Origin of the sequence: Pantoea stewartii subsp. stewartii, from assembly GCF_008801695.1 — a bacterium.
Taxonomy (GTDB): Bacteria; Pseudomonadota; Gammaproteobacteria; order Enterobacterales; family Enterobacteriaceae; genus Pantoea; species Pantoea stewartii.
In genome coordinates this window covers 1-16,240 of the sequence record NZ_VZPF01000049.1, presented here as the reverse complement: position 1 = coordinate 16,240, position 16,240 = coordinate 1, and the positions used below count along the sequence as shown (strand labels likewise).

Annotated in this window: 10 protein-coding genes and 2 pseudogenes; 5 read left to right on the top strand and 7 right to left on the bottom strand. The window is 56.6% G+C overall.

Features of this window, described 5'->3' with window-relative positions; genetic code table 11:
• Nucleotides 1–141 precede the first annotated feature (141 nt).
• Complete coding sequence (locus F7Q90_RS27640; RefSeq protein ID WP_006119154.1) at nt 142–306, bottom strand: DUF2256 domain-containing protein; 165 nt, start codon at nt 304–306, stop codon at nt 142–144.
• A 113-nt stretch (nt 307–419) separates the two neighbouring features.
• On the opposite strand from F7Q90_RS27640, the gene F7Q90_RS15230 reads away from it, so the two are divergent.
• The 3 genes from F7Q90_RS15230 to F7Q90_RS15220 all read left to right on the top strand — a co-directional run bounded on the left by F7Q90_RS15230 (nt 420) and on the right by F7Q90_RS15220 (nt 3,544).
• Nucleotides 420–1,757 (top strand): glycoside hydrolase family 10 protein, encoded by a 1,338-nt coding sequence (locus F7Q90_RS15230; RefSeq protein WP_110267494.1) that lies wholly within the window; start codon nt 420–422, stop codon nt 1,755–1,757.
• Nucleotides 1,754–2,191, top strand: a complete 438-nt coding sequence (locus F7Q90_RS15225) for a GNAT family N-acetyltransferase (protein ID WP_006119151.1) — start codon at nt 1,754–1,756, stop codon at nt 2,189–2,191. Before F7Q90_RS15230 ends, F7Q90_RS15225 begins: the two co-directional genes overlap by 4 nt.
• Nucleotides 2,192–2,311: 120 nt before the next feature.
• Nucleotides 2,312–3,544 (top strand): MFS transporter, encoded by a 1,233-nt coding sequence (locus F7Q90_RS15220; protein WP_006119150.1) that lies wholly within the window; start codon nt 2,312–2,314, stop codon nt 3,542–3,544.
• Between the two features lie 36 nt (nt 3,545–3,580).
• Here the strand turns inward: F7Q90_RS15220 and malT are convergent.
• Nucleotides 3,581–6,284, bottom strand: a pseudogene (gene malT / locus F7Q90_RS15215) (HTH-type transcriptional regulator MalT).
• A 279-nt stretch (nt 6,285–6,563) separates the two neighbouring features.
• On the opposite strand from malT, the gene malP reads away from it, so the two are divergent.
• Nucleotides 6,564–8,966 carry a maltodextrin phosphorylase gene (malP, locus tag F7Q90_RS15210; RefSeq protein ID WP_006119145.1) on the top strand — a complete coding sequence of 801 codons (2,403 nt, stop codon included), beginning with the start codon at nt 6,564–6,566 and terminating at the stop codon, nt 8,964–8,966.
• 5 nt (nt 8,967–8,971) lie between these two features.
• Nucleotides 8,972–11,026 carry a 4-alpha-glucanotransferase gene (gene malQ, locus F7Q90_RS15205; RefSeq protein ID WP_006119144.1) on the top strand — a complete coding sequence of 685 codons (2,055 nt, stop codon included), beginning with the start codon at nt 8,972–8,974 and terminating at the stop codon, nt 11,024–11,026.
• Between the two features lie 562 nt (nt 11,027–11,588).
• Here the strand turns inward: malQ and malM are convergent.
• The 5 genes and pseudogenes from malM to F7Q90_RS15180 form a co-directional block, all read right to left on the bottom strand.
• The gene (gene malM, locus F7Q90_RS15200) at nt 11,589–12,509 is read right to left on the bottom strand and encodes a maltose operon protein MalM (protein ID WP_006119143.1); all 921 of its coding nucleotides are present in this window, start codon (nt 12,507–12,509) and stop codon (nt 11,589–11,591) included.
• Nucleotides 12,510–12,605: 96 nt separating this feature from the next.
• Entirely contained in the window at nt 12,606–13,907 is a 1,302-nt protein-coding gene (locus F7Q90_RS15195; RefSeq protein WP_006119142.1) for a maltoporin, read from the bottom strand.
• 16 nt (nt 13,908–13,923) lie between these two features.
• A pseudogene (locus tag F7Q90_RS15190) lies at nt 13,924–14,211 on the bottom strand (TOBE domain-containing protein); the annotation flags it as partial.
• Nucleotides 14,212–14,350: 139 nt separating this feature from the next.
• Nucleotides 14,351–15,433: an LD-carboxypeptidase gene (locus tag F7Q90_RS15185; RefSeq protein WP_006119140.1), complete on the bottom strand. Its 1,083-nt coding sequence runs from the start codon at nt 15,431–15,433 to the stop codon at nt 14,351–14,353.
• Nucleotides 15,434–15,899: 466 nt separating this feature from the next.
• On the bottom strand, nt 15,900–16,240 hold a 341-nt coding region (locus tag F7Q90_RS15180; protein WP_151161025.1), incomplete at its 5' end, for an IS66 family transposase.

Genomic DNA, 16,240 nt, shown 5'->3' with positions numbered 1-16,240 from the left:
CTGCTCCAGACTGACTGTTTTTGTTTTTATTAAGCCTGGTACAGTAATCGCAACGGCGCGTGAGAACAGTCGTGTAAAATTCAGGTTAACTTTTGCTAAATGTTTCACCGAGGCGGCAAAGCCAGGCGGCGCGCGAAAATGTTATTCTCCGTCAGCGGTATTTCGACGCTGTCGCCTGCAACGTTCAGAGCAGTACAGTACCTGATCCCAGCATTTTGCCCACTTTTTACGCCAGGTCATGGGTTTATGGCACTGCCTGTAGTAGCGCACAGGAAGCCCCTGTTTATTTCCTTTAAAAGTGTGCATCGTCTGCCTCCTGTCATCAGGTGATAAGTATAGATAGGCCGGGTTGATTGACTTTACGCCAAATAGGATCAGAATACTGTTCCAGTTAAGGACTACGCGACACGGAGTTTATCATCGCCACTTTTCGCGACGTTTATCGCGCCCGTACGGGACGCCGAGCCGGCCTGTTCGCCGCCTCGGCTTTGTTATTAGCCAGCTGTTCGTCGGAACCGCCAAAATCGCTGGTCACGCCCTTTCCGACCGTCAGTAAACCGCCGGTAACCAGCCAACCGGTGCGGGAGAATGTGCCTGTACGCGGCGTCTGGCTGACGACGGTTTCCCGTCTCGACTGGCCACCGATCGCCTCGGTGAATATCCGCGATGAGGCGCTGCGCGTCAGTCAGCAAAAGCGTGCGCTGACCGATAAACTCGACAAGCTGAAAAGCCTGGGAATCAATACGGTGTTCTTTCAGGTCAAACCGGATGGCACCGCGCTGTGGGCATCGAAGATCCTGCCCTGGTCAGACATGATGACAGGCGAAACAGGTCAGAACCCGGGCTTTGATCCGCTGCAGTTTATGCTGGATGAAGCCCATAAGCGCGGTATGCGCGTGCATGCCTGGTTTAATCCCTACCGCGTTTCCGTGAATACCAAACCCTCAACGGTCGCCGAGCTGAACCGCACCCTGTCACAGCAGCCTGCCAGCGTCTTTGTTCTGCATCGTGACTGGATTCGCACGTCGGGGGATCGTTACGTGCTCGATCCCGGCATTCCGGATGTGCGTGACTGGATAACCAGCATCGTGGCTGAAGTTGTAAAACACTACGATATCGATGGCGTGCAGTTTGATGATTACTTCTACGCCGAGTCGCCCGGCTCGCCCCTGAACGACAGTCAGACGTTTATTCGATACGGTCAGGGCTTTGCCTCGAAGGCAGACTGGCGCAGGCATAATACACAGTTGTTGATCGAGCAGGTTTCTCACACGATCAAGCAGCTCAAGCCGCAGGTGGAGTTCGGCGTCAGCCCGGCGGGCGTCTGGCGTAACCGTTCGCACGATGCTGCCGGCTCGGATACGCGCGGCGCGGCGGCCTACGATGAGTCCTATGCGGATACGCGCCGCTGGGTACAGGACGGCTTACTGGATTATATTGCGCCCCAGATTTACTGGCCCTTCTCACGCAGCGCCGCCCGTTACGATGTGCTGGCGAACTGGTGGGCTAACGTTGTTAAGCCAACTAAAACGCGTCTGTACATCGGTATCGCCTTATACAAAGTCGGGGTGCCCGCCAAAAACGAGCCGGAATGGACGATTCAGGGCGGCGTGCCGGAACTGAAACGGCAGCTTGACCTTAACGCTTCCCTGCCGCAGGTCAGCGGCACGATTTTGTTCCGGGAAGACTACCTGAATCAGCCACAAACGCAGCCAGCAGTGAATTACCTGCGCAGCCGCTGGGGGCAACAGCCGTGATAACCGTGGCGGTTGTCGAGGCAGCAACCCCGGCGTTACAGGTCCTGACGGCCCGGCTGTCAGCGGAACTGTCTGCCCTTACTGGCGATGCGGGGACACAGCACTTCAGCGCGCCTGAGGCGGCGACCTGGGTGCTGGCCCGTGACAGCCAGGGCAAGGCAATTGGCTGTGGGGCGCTGGTGCATGTCTCCTCTGAGACAGCCGAACTGAAGCGCATGTTTTCCACCCGCGATATCCCCGGTACGGGCGCGGGCGTGCTGGCCGCGCTTGAGCAGATTGCCCGCGCGCGCGGCTATCGCGCGCTGCGGTGCTCAACGCGCCGGGTGAATACCCGCGCAGTGGCGTTTTATCATCGTTGCCAGTTTCAGGAAACCGCCCCTTACGGCGCTTATGTCGATAAGCCCGCTTCTGTGTGTCTGATCAAAGCCCTCTGACGCAAATCATTAACAAATATTTTACTATTCAGCCCAAAATAGCACTTTTGTCAGCACCGCATTCGCTGCATGGCGTAATATACGTCAATAAACGTAAAGTCCTCCCACACGGAAATGCGCATGTCTCAATACTCAAGTGAAGTGAAAACCAGTCAGCCCGGACTGGCCGCCAACGTTGATGACAGTCAGAAAATTGTGATGTCGATACTGGGCGCAGTGGCCTTTTCCCACTGCTGTAATGACTTTATCCAGGCCATGCTGCCGTCCATTTATCCGCTGCTGAAAACCAACTTCGCGCTCAGCTACGCCCAGATTGGCTTGATCACGCTGATTTATCAGATGACCGCCTCGCTGCTGCAGCCGTGGATTGGTCTTTATACCGACAAACATCCCAAGCCCTGGCTACTGCCGTCTGGTATGGTTGCGACACTCATCGGCATCGGGCTGCTGGCCAGCGCGCCGCATTTCTCAGTGGTGTTGATGGCATCGGCGCTTATCGGCGTAGGTTCAGCCACGTTTCATCCGGAAGCGTCGCGTGTGGCACGGATGGCTTCGGGCGGGCAATTTGGGACGGCACAGTCCACCTTCCAGGTCGGCGGCTATGTCGGTACCGCTTTTGCGCCGCTGGTCGCCGCGATGCTGATCATCCCGCACGGACAGCTGGCGGTGGGCTGGCTGATGCTGATCGCGCTGTTTGCGGTCATCATTCTGTCAGGTATCAGCCGCTGGACGGTGAAGCACGGTCATGCCCACATGAAAAAGCACAACCAGCGGTCACTGCGCGCCCTGTCGTCGCGCGATGTGAAGCTGGCGCTGTCCGTTGTGGGCGTGCTGTTACTGGCTAAATTCACCTATATTGCCTCGATCAGCAACTACTACATTTTTTATCTGGTCGAGCGCTTCCAGTTACCGGTGCCGGAAGCCCAGATTTACCTGTTTACCTTTCTGGCCGCGGTGGCGATTGGGACGCTGGTTGGCGGCCCGGTGGGCGATCGTATCGGACGTAAGGCGGTGGTCTGGATCTCTTTTCTGGGCGTCATTCCCTTCTCGCTCCTGATGCCGCACGCCAACCTGTTCTGGACCGCGGTGTTAACCGTTTGCATTGGTTTGGTTTTTTCATCGGCGTTTGCCGCGCTGGTCGTCTATGCCCAGGAGGTGCTGCCGGGCCGCACGGGCATGGTGGCCGGGATCATGTTTGGCACGATGTTTGGGATTGGCGGTATCGCCGCGGCCGCACTGGGGAAATTTGCGGACTGGTACGGTATTACCACGGTATACAACGCCTGTGGCTTTTTACCGCTGCTTGGCTTTGTGACCTTACTGATGCCTGACACGCGAAACAAAAAAGCGTAAAACGTCCAGGCAGCACCCGGCTGCCTGTTGCTTTCCCTACACGTACCCCATCATTTTCAGCATCGACTGCGCCTGCGTCATCGCTTCCGCCCGATGGGTGATGCCCAGTTTTTGATACAGGTTGCGGATATGGGTTTTGATGGTGGTGGCGGCCACATCCAGCTCGGCCGCGATCTGCTCGTTGCTGTAGCCGGAATAGATTAATCCCAGCACCTGCCCATTCACGTTGCGTCAGCGGGCTGGTGCGGATCAGCTCCGGTACGTCCGGATGGTTCAGCAACCGACTGACAAAGCCTTCATCAAAATGCGCAAACTTGTGGCGGTGGTATTTGTTGATCTCGTTCAGGATGCGCCGCGCCCGATGGTGATCCAGCTCATCAAGTGTATTCAGCTGTAACAGCTGACGGAGCTGCTGCGCCATGGTTTCACCCTGCACAACGAAATGGCTGATAAAACCGGTGCTGCGTGCCAGATTGAGCGCACTGAGTAAAGCCTGCTGTGCCTTTGCGCGCTGATCCGTTTCCCAGTAGATCTGATTCAGCAACAGCAAATTGCGGTTGAGATCGCTCATTAGCTGCAACGCCCGGGCGTTGTCATTCAGCTCGTCCAGAATCACCTCGGCCTCAGTGTACTGCCCCAGCAGAATCTGCGCCCGCGCCACGTTACGCCACTGTCCCTGTAAAAAATGGTTACTGGCACTGGCCGGTTTTGGCGTCTGACGCAGCCAATCACGCGCGCTTTGCAAATCGCCGGTCATCTGCCAGTACAGCACCCGCACTTTATCTGCATTGGCCAGCCAGTCATGATGCCAGCGGCCGTTGTTCAGCAGGTTCTCCAGGCGATTTAATAAGGTGCGCGCGTTATCAAGGTTGCCACGGGCGATGGCGCTCTGCACCAGTAAGCCCAGGCACTGGATCTGCTGCTGCGGCTGAAAACCCTGTAATACTTTCATGCCGTCGCGCGCGGCCTGCTCCGCCTCATCCAGCCGTCCCCAGGCCCATAACAGTTGGGCGCGGATGCGCAGCAGAAACTCATGCAACGGGAAGTGAGACAAATGCTGTGCCTTTACCAGCGCGAAGGCCCGCTCCTGGGTTTCATACGCGGTTTGCAGAAAGCCCTGGGCAAACAGAATCTCGCTTTGCTGAATCAGGCTCCACAGCACATAGTGCCAGGCATCTTCCCGGCGAGCCATATGCTCCGTCTGGCACATCAGCGCCAGCGAGTTACTGAGTTCGCCTTTACAATGCAGAATTTCGCCGTGCACCGAGGTCGCGACAATCCGGCTGTAGTGGCGGCTTTCAGGCAGCGCGTCCAGCGCCAGCATCGCCAGACGCTCGGCATCATCCGCATTACCGTCATTGATCGCCACCTGCGCCAGTAGCGCGTTAAACTCGCCGCGCAGGACCGCATCGATTTCGCAACGGCTCTCCTGTTCAAACCGGGCCAACAGGCTGTTCACCTCTGTGAAGCGGTGCTGGCTCTGCATCAGCCAGGCCTGCAATAACACCAGGTTGGGATGCGCCAGCAGCATACTCCAGGGCAGTGCTTTCAACGACGATTCCAGTAACGGCAGCTCGCTCTGGTTAAACAGAGACCAGGCGTGCTCAATGAGCACGTCCCGCAGCATCTCAGCATCGCCTGAGGCGCGCGCATGATGAATGGCTTCACCCGGAAAGCCCTGCGCCATCCAGCTGGTTGCCGCCGCACGATGCAGGGCGGGAAGCTCTGCAGCCAGCTCCCACTGGCAGCGCTGTTGCAGGAAGCTGCCAAATAACGGGTGATAGCTGAACCACTGGCCGGAATCATCCATGCGTTGCAGAAACAGCCCCTGGCGCTCGATCTCCTCCAGCCAGCGTTGGCCGTTCTCCTCACCGGTGACTTCGGCGATCAGCGCCGCATTGAGCGAACGTAGCAGCGCGCTTTTTAACAGGAAATGGCGGGTGGGCAACGTCACGTTATCCAGCACTTCCTCGACCAGATAGTCGTTTAAGTGACTGGCATTAATACCCGACAGACGTCGGGCCGAATGCTGCGCCGCGCCTGCGCCCTGCCGGGCCGACAGGGCGATCAGCTGCAGAGCCGTTGCCCAGCCTGCGACGTCATCGCACAGGCGCCCGGTTTCGTCGGACGCCAGCGGTGCGGGCAGCCGGGCAGCAAAAAACGCCTGCGCTTCCTGATGGGTAAAGGCCAGTTGCTGGCTGCTGAGTTCCAGCAGCTGTTCGCGCACGCGCAGATTGGCAATGCCTAACTGCGGCAGATTACGCGAGAGCACGACCAGAGTGACGTTTTCAGGTTGATGGCGTAGAAAGAAGCGCATGGCATCATGAATCGCCGGATTGGTGATGTGATGGTAATCATCAATGATCAGCCACAGCGGCTTATGCCATTCCTGCAAATCGTTAAAGAGTTGGGTAAAAAGTGCGTTAAGGTTGACGTACTGCCGCTTCTGCGCCAGCACTTCACTACGGCGGCAGCATCCCTGCGTGGCCTGCTGCAGGGCCGCCACCAGATAATCCGCAAAGCGCTCCGTCTGGTTGTCGCTTTCATCCAGGGAATACCAGCCCAGCTCGGCTTTATCGGCTGCCCAGTGGGAGATCAAGGTGGTTTTACCGTAGCCAGCGGGGCTGGTCACCAGCACCAGGCGATAGTTACCGGCGGCGGATAATTTTCGTATCAGTCGCTCGCGTTTCACCGTGGTTTCATGCCGGACAGGACGGCTGAGTTTTGAGGGAATTAACATAGACGCACGCTTCTCCATTTGCTTCGGCGCATCATTTTTTTACGCTTCGTAATTATTCTTCACACGTTCAGCTATCCCTTCGGATAAAGCAAGCAGACGCTTAAGTGAATCTTCACAAAAGCGAATCTAATCACACTTAAGTAAAACTTTCGGACTTCCCTCAGGCTCTCCACCCTGCGGCTCCGCCTGCGCGAAATTCTGCCGGGAGGAGGCGCGCGCCGAAACGCAAAAGCACACTGTGGGTTATTCCCTTTTCTCCTTAAAACAGGATTTTCGGCTATGACACAGCATCCCTTTGATCAATCGCTTTTTAACGCTGCGCTGGCGCGCCAGTGGCAACAGTTTGGCCTGCAAGAGGCACACGAAATGACGCCGCATCAGTGGTGGCACGCACTGAGTGGTGCGCTGGCTGAAATGCTGCGCGCGCTCCCTGCCCGGCCCGCTTCCGGCGATCAACGCCATGTCAATTATCTGTCGATGGAGTTTCTGACCGGACGACTGACCGGCAATAACTTCCTCAACCTGGGCTGGTATAACGCCGTCACTGCCGCCTTATCGCAATGGGATGTGTCACTCAGTGACGTACTGGAAAACGAGCGCGATCCGGCGCTGGGTAATGGCGGCTTAGGGCGTCTGGCAGCCTGCTTTCTGGACGCGATGGCCACTGTCGGTCAGCCCGCTACCGGCTATGGCCTGAATTACCAGTACGGTCTGTTTCGTCAGCGTTTTGTCGACGGCGCGCAGGATGAACAACCCGACGACTGGCAGCGCGAGCGTTATCCCTGGTTTACGTACAATGCCCGGCGGGATGTCCAGGTGGGCTTAGGCGGCAGAGTCAGTAACGAAAACGGCACAATCCGCTGGCAGCCCGCGTTTTACCTCAAGGGCGAAGCCTGGGATCTGCCGGTGGTCGGCTTTGAAAACGGTGTGACGCAGCCGCTGCGGCTGTGGCAGGCCACGCATGCGCAGCCATTTGACCTGCAAACCTTCAACAACGGGGCGTTTATGCGGGCTGAAAAACAGGGCATGGATGCGGCGAAGCTGACGAAAGTCCTTTACCCTAACGACCATCATCAGGCCGGCAAAAAACTCCGCCTGATCCAGCAGTATTTTCAGTGCGCCTGTTCGCTGACTGATATCCTTCGCCGCCACCTGCAGGCGGGCCGTTCGCTCGACAGCCTAGCCGATTACGAAGTGATTCAGCTAAACGACACGCATCCCACGCTGGCGATCCCCGAACTGATGCGGCTGCTGATCGATGAGCACCAATTCAGCTGGGACAGCGCCTGGACCCTCACCCAGCGCACATTTGCCTATACCAACCATACTTTGTTGCCTGAAGCGCTGGAGTGCTGGGATACCGGCATCGTCCGCGCCCTGCTGCCGCGCCATATGCTGATCATCCATCGCCTCAATGCCCAGCTAAAGGCAGAAGTGGATGCACGCTGGCCGGGCGATGACGCGGTCTGGGCCCGACTGGCTATCGTACATCATAAGCAACTCCGCATGGCTAACCTGTGTGTAATGAGTTGCTTTGCCGTAAATGGCGTCGCCGCGCTGCACTCCCGACTCGTCAAAGAAGAGCTGTTCCCGGAATACGTCGCACTATGGCCTGATAAGTTTCATAACGTCACTAACGGCATTACGCCACGCCGCTGGATCAACCAGTGCAATCCCCGCCTTGCCCGCCTGATAAGCCACACGCTGAAGCGGCCGTGGATCAACGATCTGGACGCGCTCGCCTCTCTGGAAAACTGGGTGGATGATGCCGGTTTTTGTGCCGACTATCAGCAGATCAAGCAGCAAAACAAGCAGGATTTGGCCGCGTGGATTGCTGAGCGGACCGACATTGTCGTTAATCCCGCGGCGATGTTCGATGTGCAAATCAAGCGACTGCATGAATACAAACGGCAGCATCTGACGCTGCTGCATATCATCGCCCTCTGGCAGATGCTGTATCGCGATCCACAGGCGAACCTGTGTCCGCGCGTGGTGATCTTCGGGGCCAAAGCGGCACCCGGTTATGCGCTGGCCAAAAACATCATTTACGCCATTAATCAGGTTGCTGAGGTCATAAATCACGACCCGCGCGTGGCCGATTGCCTGAAAGTGGTGTTTATTCCGGACTATAACGTTTCTGTTGCTGAACGGCTGATCCCTGCCGCGGACCTGTCAGAGCAGATATCAACGGCGGGCAAAGAAGCGTCCGGCACCGGCAATATGAAGCTGGCCCTGAACGGTGCGCTTACGATAGGTACGCTCGATGGTGCCAACGTCGAAATTGCCGAACAGGTCGGTGAAGACAATATCTTTATCTTTGGCCACACCGTGGAGCAGGTGCAGGCGCTGAAGGCCGGGCATTACGATCCTGTTCAGTGGCGCACCAACGACGTCCAACTCGATCAGGCCTTACAGGCGCTGGAAAACGGCACCTTTAGCGCGGGCGATACGCACGCGTTTGACCTGCTGTTAAACAGTCTCGGTCCTGAGAACGGCGATCCCTGGCGGGTGCTGGCTGACTTCCGTCACTATCTGAATGCTCAGCAACGTGCCGAAGCCTTATGGGCCGATAAGCAGGCGTGGACGCGCGCAGCCATCCTGAATACCGCCCGCTGCGGAATGTTCAGCGCGGACCGTGCGATTCGCCATTACCAGCAGCGCATCTGGCAGCGTAAAGGATAATTACAATGACGCCTTTTCATCCACCTCAGGAGACGGGCCGCATAGCAACGGAATATGTGGATGCGCATGGAACGATGCAGACGGTTTCTGCCCTCACGCGTCAGCGTTTGCTGACGGCGATGGCGCGCGAGGCGGCCCCATCCACACCATTGCCCCCCGCATGGGTTATCCCGCAGGGTAAACCGATAGTGTTAACGCCTGTGCTGACCGGTCCCACGCGCTGGCAGTTAACGAGCGAATACGGGCAGCACTGGTCGGGGCAATGTGAGCCGGATAAATCGTTGTGCTTACCGGAACTGCCTGACGGCTACCATCAATTGCGCCTGACGCAAGGCACGCAACGGGTTATCTGCCAGATAATTGTGACACCGTCACGTTGCTATGCGCCGGAGGCGTTGCTTAAGGGGCGCAGGCGCTGGGGAACCTGTGTGCAGCTCTATTCGTTGCGCTCAGCGGGCAACTGGGGCATGGGCGACTTTGCCGATCTGCGGCAACTGGTGAACGAGACCGGTCAGCGAGGCGGCGCCTTTATCGGCCTGAATCCGTTACATGCGCTGTTCCCCGCGCTGCCCGATCAGGCCAGTCCTTACAGTCCCTCTTCCCGGCGCTGGCTGAATGTGTTGTATATCAGCGTGCCCGATGTGGCTGATTTTACGCTGAGCGCCGCCGCACAGGCCTGGTGGCTCACGGCAGAAACACAGGACGTTCTCCAGCGCGCCCGCGCGGCACAGTGGGTGGATTATCCCGCTGTCGCGTCGCTCAAGCTCACCGCACTGCGGTTTGCGTGGGCGCAGTTTTTGCAGCGTGATAAAGAGGACAGTGAGGCCGTCGCATTCGAGGTGTTTATCCTTCAGGGCGGTGAAAGCCTACTGCATCAGGGCATTTTCGATGCCTTACACGCCTGGTTTGTGGGTCAGGATCCAACCTGTCACGGCTGGGATACCTGGCCCGCTGCGTATCAACAGCCGGACAGCGCCGCCGTGCACGCCTTTCGCATCGAACACGGCGATGAGATCCGTTTTTATCAGTGGTTACAATGGCTTGCCGCCCGACAATTTGCGGCGTGCTGGCAGGACAGCCAGCGGCTACAGATGACGCTGGGGCTTTATCGCGATCTCGCCGTCGGCGTGGCCGCGAATGGGGCTGAAACCTGGAGCCAGCGCGCCTTGTATTGCCTGGCGGCCAGCGTGGGCGCGCCGCCGGATATTCTGGGACCGCTGGGCCAGAACTGGGGATTACCGCCGCTGCATCCCGGGGAATTGTATGACCGGGCATACGAACCCTGGATAACCCTGCTGCGTGCGAATATGCGTGACTGTGGCGCACTGCGTATTGACCATGTGATGGCGTTACTGCGTCTGTGGTGGATTCCGGCGGGTGAAACGGCAGCGGAAGGTGCCTATGTGACCTATCCTGTCGACGATTTGCTGGCCATTCTGGCGCTGGAAAGCCAGCGTCACCGCTGCATGGTGATCGGAGAAGATCTGGGTACAGTACCGGATACCATCGTGGCGAAACTGCGTGATGCCGGCGTTTACTCCTACAAAGTGCTCTACTTTGAACGAACCGCTGAACGCGCCTTTCGTCCGCCTGCCGCATGGCCTGCGCAGGCCATGGCGGTAGCCACCACCCATGATATGCCAACGCTGCGCGGCTGGTGGCAACACGACGATCTGACGCTCGGCAGCCAGTTGGGACTCTATCCTGACAACGCGGTGCTGGGCGGGCTCCATCGCCAGCGCAGGACAGCCCGTGCGGCGCTGTTACAGAGCCTGCAGCGCCAGGGTTATCTGAAAAACGGCGCACTGGTGCAGGCCAACAGCCCGCGCATGAGTCTGGTGTTGAATACCGCGCTTCATTGCTTTCTGGCTGACTGCAACAGCGCCCTGCTGGGCTTGCAGCCCGAAGACTGGCTGGATATGGCTTCTCCGGTCAATGTACCCGGCACGGTGGAGACCTATCCGAACTGGCGACGTAAGCTCAGCCTGCCGCTGGAGGCGATGTTTGCCGATGCGCGGATTAACGGGCTGCTGGCGACCATGACGCAGAAGCGCGGATAAGAAAATAATGCGGTCCATATCAACCAAAATACAATGCCGATATGGACTGCTAAATGAATTTGGGTGTTGGCTACGCTTCGTATATGTCATTTCTGTGGCCGGGTTCAATTTACCTTTGGACCGAAACTTGCAAACTGGCAAAGATATTAATCAGATTTATTAATATATTGAGAGGGTGCGATGATCGGTTGCTGTGCGTGTTGCGGTATTGCTTTAAACAGGGGGCTTCCCAAAGTCAAAAACAACGTTGAATATAAAAGTTGCCCGAAATGCTCTGTGACACACGGACGGCAGCATATTTACTTTCAGACGCCTAATCACTTTGGAACCACACCCGCGCGTGAAACGATAAATAATCCTCAAGGTCTTCAAAGTTATTGTGAAAGTTGCAGGCCCGCCTCAGAAAAAGACAACCCATCGAGAGTATTTCAGCATGGCTTAACATGTCATCATTTCGAATAGTCGTTCAATTTTCCGGCCGACATTCGTATTTACTTCTCTGACTGACAAAAAAAGGTGCGCCTCAGCGCACCAGGTGGAGCAAATCAGCACTGCGGAGTGATTACTCCTTGCCTTTAACACTGCTGATAAATGTTTTTCGTGCGGAAGGTGAACCGAGCCGCTCTGCTTCGTCGAGCAGTTTAAGCGCTTTATCAATATTGCCCTGGGCCACTGCCTGCCTGATGCTCTGGTTAAAGTAGCTTTCGGTATCGGTGACAAGGGGCTGAGATTTTGTGTCAGGCGCAGCAGTGGTTTGCGCGGCCTGCACGGCAGGTTGTGTTTGTCCGACCGTCACGGGCGTTGAACGGGAAGCGCCAAACAGCGGCCCGACCAGTATCGAGGAGGCGGAACTGGTGCTGACGTTGATTTTTAGCCTGCCCGAGAGGCTATGGCGGGCAACGGGATCGGGAATATCCGGCACCGCGTGGCCGGTTCCCCTGGCATAGGCTTTTGCCGGATCCAACAGCGTAGTGGTTTGTGTCAGATCCTTTTCTGTGGTGAACACTAACAGATAGATTTTCTGCTGCCCCGGCACGGGCGTCAGTTTCATTACGCCTTCGATCCGGTCAGCGGCCATTACGCCGGGTTGCTGATAGGTAAACCAGCGGCTCGGAAACCAGGCGGCCGGACGGAGATGTTCATCCAGGACAAGCACATTGGGGGCAAATACCTGGTTGTTCTGCACCTCGCTGCTCAGGGTAATGGTCAGCTCTCCCAGCGTCGCAGGCAGGCTGTAAGCCGCGACCGGGCCCGTCATCCCCGGGACATTCCATCGTGAATGGCTGCCATCAAGCACTGTCACCTGAGCGCGTGAAGTATCCATCGGCTGCCAGGTCAGGCTTTGCAGACTCGTTTGTGAAAAGTGTGGTGCGCCAGAGACATCCTGCGGCATCAGATTGATTTCGGCGCGGGCAGTGGCGCTGTGCCCTGCCAGCAGCATTGCGCTCAGGCTCAGCGCTGATCCGACTTTATGCATTTTCATTGTGAACCTCGCAGAACCGGCAGCGGCACCGCCAGGCAATAGCAGCCGCTACCAGAAAAAAAGAATGTGGTTAGAGAATGTTAACCGGGGATCGCCTTACCACCAGATTTCCATCTGAGCGCCAAAGGTCCACTCGTCATTGTTGCCACGACTGTTGGTGAACAGGCCGTTGCCACTGCTGTCACGTGCGGCCAGCGTAGTGAGATCGCCCGCCGCATCTTTGCTGTAGCCCCACTTCTCGTCCCATTTGGCATAGGTCGCAAACAGACGCAGCGCCGGGCGCGACCAGATGCTGTCACCTGCCTGCCATTGCTGGGCAAGCGTGATTTTGTACTGGCCATTGCGCTCGCCGACCTCCTGAGACTTCACGTTGTCATAGCCGACTTCCAGCAGGGTGCTCATGATCGGTGTCCATTTGTACATTGGCCGCACGCCCACGGTGTACCACTCGTTGCCCCGGTTGTTATCGAGGTCGGTGTTCTGGTACATCGCGACGTACATCATGTCCCAGCGCTCTGCCAGCGAGATCGCGCCGTGATCCAGGATCCGGTACAGCCGGCCGTTGTTATTGATATTGCTGCCCTGCGCTAACCCTTTGCCCTGTGACGTCAGCGCGTCCGTGGCGTACTGGAGCACAAACTTGTTGTAGCCCTTCAGCATGCTCTGGGTATGTTCTGCGGTGAACAGCCAGCCATCTTTTGAGGCGCCCTCGTCCAGGCGATAACCGTCACGGGCATTGGCACGACCATAGTCCACGCCCAGCTCAAGCACGCCATTGGGGTTGGTTTCCAGTCCGGCCAGCCGCACGTCAAAGACATCGTCAGCTGTGCTGGTGGCGTAATTGCGGATTCGATCGCTGGAGAAGGTATACGAACCGCCCGCTTCTGAGGAACGGGTTGCCGCAAAAGAAAGCTTTCCAAATCCCAGATCGACATCTTCCAGGCCCGCCCCCGGCCCCGAAATATCCCAGTAGTAGAAGTCGATCATGTGTACATCGTGGCGTTGATAAAAACGCTTACCGGCCCAGATCGTAGAACCCGGCAGCGCATCAATCAGGTTCTTGCCTTTGACATTGGCCTCACGAAACGCCGGTGAGGTGGATTCCCAGTCATTTTGCTGAGAAACCGAGTACGCCACGTTGGTGTCAAAATAGAAGCTCTTATCGCCCTCTTTCCACACTTCCTGACCCAGCTTCAGTTCCGCGTAGGTTTCGCATTCGTTGCCGAGGCGGTATTTACTTTGTGCACCGGTTGCCTGAAAGCATTGCTGCTCGCCGCCGCTACCGGTCCAGCCGATGCCGGAGCGCGCATAACCGGAAAAATCCACCGCCATAAGCGGCGTAGACAGCGTGCCTGTCGCCACGGCCACGGCGAGGGAAAGCTTGCGCAGAGTTAACATTTTCGATCTCCTGAGGTTATTGCTTTTTGTATTTGGCGGGCTCAACACCGGGTTCCTGATGCAGCCTGCGGCACGCGCTTCCGTCCTCGCGGAACAGGTGACAACGCTCGGGCGGCAAGCCAATGCCCATCGTGGTGCCCTCTTTTACCAACACCACGTCCTCCTGGCGGTACACCAGGTTTTGACGGATGGCGGGGATTTGGATGTGGATCTGCGTTTCATGTCCCAGTTGCTCGACAACCTGAACTTCACCTTCCAGCGTAACGTCGGCGATCTCACTGGAGAGAAGGTGTTCGGGAGTAAGCGTCACAGACAGACCGTATTGACAGAATAATTAGAGGTAGTGAGTCGATAGTACAATACTGCAGAATTACCCGAAACAGACTAAAACAGTCTTGGATCGTTGACCTTTCTGCCAGCGCTCAGCTGGCAGAAATTTACTGTTACTGCTCTGCTTTTAAAGGTAACTGCTTCAGAGTACACAGCTGTTGTGTGCTGCTGCACAAAATGCTCGCCCGGTGATTCAGAATGAAGGGCCGGTTGGTTTCTCCGTGTCCGAATTCCGGATAGTAATAAACGGGGTAGTTAACACGCTCTGCAAAATTCTTTACCACTTCTCTGTAAAGGCTTTTTTCAGCATCATCTGCATTCTGGATGTAGAACTGACCAAATATGACGGCGCGGGGATGAAACTTCCTTTTGTACTCAATCTGATGAAGGGTCCGGTCAAGCTGCTTTGCCGTCCCCCCCGTATCTTCAAGCATCATTATTTTGTCCGTATAAGTGCCCTCATATTTTGTGGAGAACAGCGACCGGACCAGCGTCAGGTTACCTCCATCCAGCTTACCGGTAACCGTTGTAACAGCCTGAGGATTCAGCGGCTCTACGCCGGAGTAATCCACTCCGTGAGACAGCGTGGCAAACACCTCATTCAGGCTGCTGTTAAGATTAAGCGTTTTGTTTTTGTCAATTTCATTCATGTCCCTGTTGTAAGCAGCAACAACGCCATGCACGCTGGGCCAGTTCAGTTCATGGTTAACAAAACTGTGAACGGCCGTTACGTCGCTGAAACCGAAGATGATTTTCGGTGTGGATGAGGAAATACGCTTCCGGTTTGAATGGAGAGCCGGGTAAAGGTTCAGAGCTCCTGAACCACCTCTGACAAACCAGAGATAGTGCACATTCCGGTCACTGAGCGCGTCGGTGAGCGTTTTTGCCCGATTCTCATCGGTGTTGACGTAACCAAGCCGGGTCGGCTTCTGGTCAAGATAACGCTGGTCAGTGGCGTAGCACAGGCGGGAGAACGCCTCCTCAATTTCAGGAATGACCTTTTCGTCATACTGCGACGAGCTTGCAATCAGATATATTTTCCCCTTCTGACCGGAACACTCTTTTTTTACAGGCGTTTCGGTCGAAACCGTGTTTTTCTCAACGCGGGGACGTGAAGGGAGCTTACATCCGGCCAGTAAAAGCAAAAGGAGAGGTAACGTAACTCTTATGGCCTTTCTGTTATTTACCTGAATCATATTTATCTTCCTGGGTAATATGTTGAATACTGTCTGCGCTTCCTGACAGCGGTGAATAAAAAAGCCCTGCAGAGAATCCCGCAGGGCTTTTGTCTGCTGAAAACGGTAGCTGTTCAGGGCCTGCCGGCTACCCCGAGGGCAGAACCGGGCCCGACCCGTTTACGTCCGTTTGTTTACGTCTGTCAGCTTCCCTGAGGAAAACTGAGCGGTGCCGGGTGCCTCCCGGTGAGTCAGAAAAAGCCACAACCTGACCCGCTTATTGGCCAAGGCTTTCACCCCGTTTGTGGCTCAGCCCCGCCGCTGAGGGGGATTCACCGCTCGGGTAAAATAACACAACTCCCACGAATTTTTGGTATTACTCTACTTTAAACTGGAACTGAAAAGCGGTGCACAAAACAGTATTCCCATAACGGTGCTAACCGTATCAGCCAGGTCTGGCTGCAGGTGAGCTACCGGTTCTGAGTTCTCACGCCGTGGCGGGAGGCAGGTCAGCTTTCCACGGCAGCAGGTCAGTCAGTCTGTTCACCGGCCAGTCCTGAATATGGCTGAGAACGTAGCGCAGCCACGCCTCCGGCTCCACACCATTCAGCCGGCAGGTGCCGATAAATGAGTACAGTACCGCAGCATGCTCCCCGCCAGCGTCTGAACCGGCGAACAGCCAGTTCTTCCGACCCAGGGCAACGCCACGCAGCGCGTTCTCCGCGATATTGTTGTCGATCTCCGCCCAGCCATTGCTGCAGTACAGGTTTAACGCGTCCCACTGCTTCAGTAGATAGGCGAACGCCTTCGCCGTGTCCGAGTGGCGCG

Bases quoted from the DNA above. Each gene is read 5' to 3' on its own strand.
- F7Q90_RS27640 (WP_006119154.1), bottom strand. From the start codon at position 306: ATGCACACTTTTAAAGGAAATAAACAGGGGCTTCCTGTGCGCTACTAC.
- F7Q90_RS15220 (WP_006119150.1), top strand. From the start codon at position 2,312: ATGTCTCAATACTCAAGTGAAGTGAAAACCAGTCAGCCCGGACTGGCC.
- malP (WP_006119145.1), top strand. From the start codon at position 6,564: ATGACACAGCATCCCTTTGATCAATCGCTTTTTAACGCTGCGCTGGCG.
- malQ (WP_006119144.1), top strand. From the start codon at position 8,972: ATGACGCCTTTTCATCCACCTCAGGAGACGGGCCGCATAGCAACGGAA.
- malM (WP_006119143.1), bottom strand. From the start codon at position 12,509: ATGAAAATGCATAAAGTCGGATCAGCGCTGAGCCTGAGCGCAATGCTG.
- F7Q90_RS15195 (WP_006119142.1), bottom strand. From the start codon at position 13,907: ATGTTAACTCTGCGCAAGCTTTCCCTCGCCGTGGCCGTGGCGACAGGC.
- F7Q90_RS15185 (WP_006119140.1), bottom strand. From the start codon at position 15,433: ATGATTCAGGTAAATAACAGAAAGGCCATAAGAGTTACGTTACCTCTC.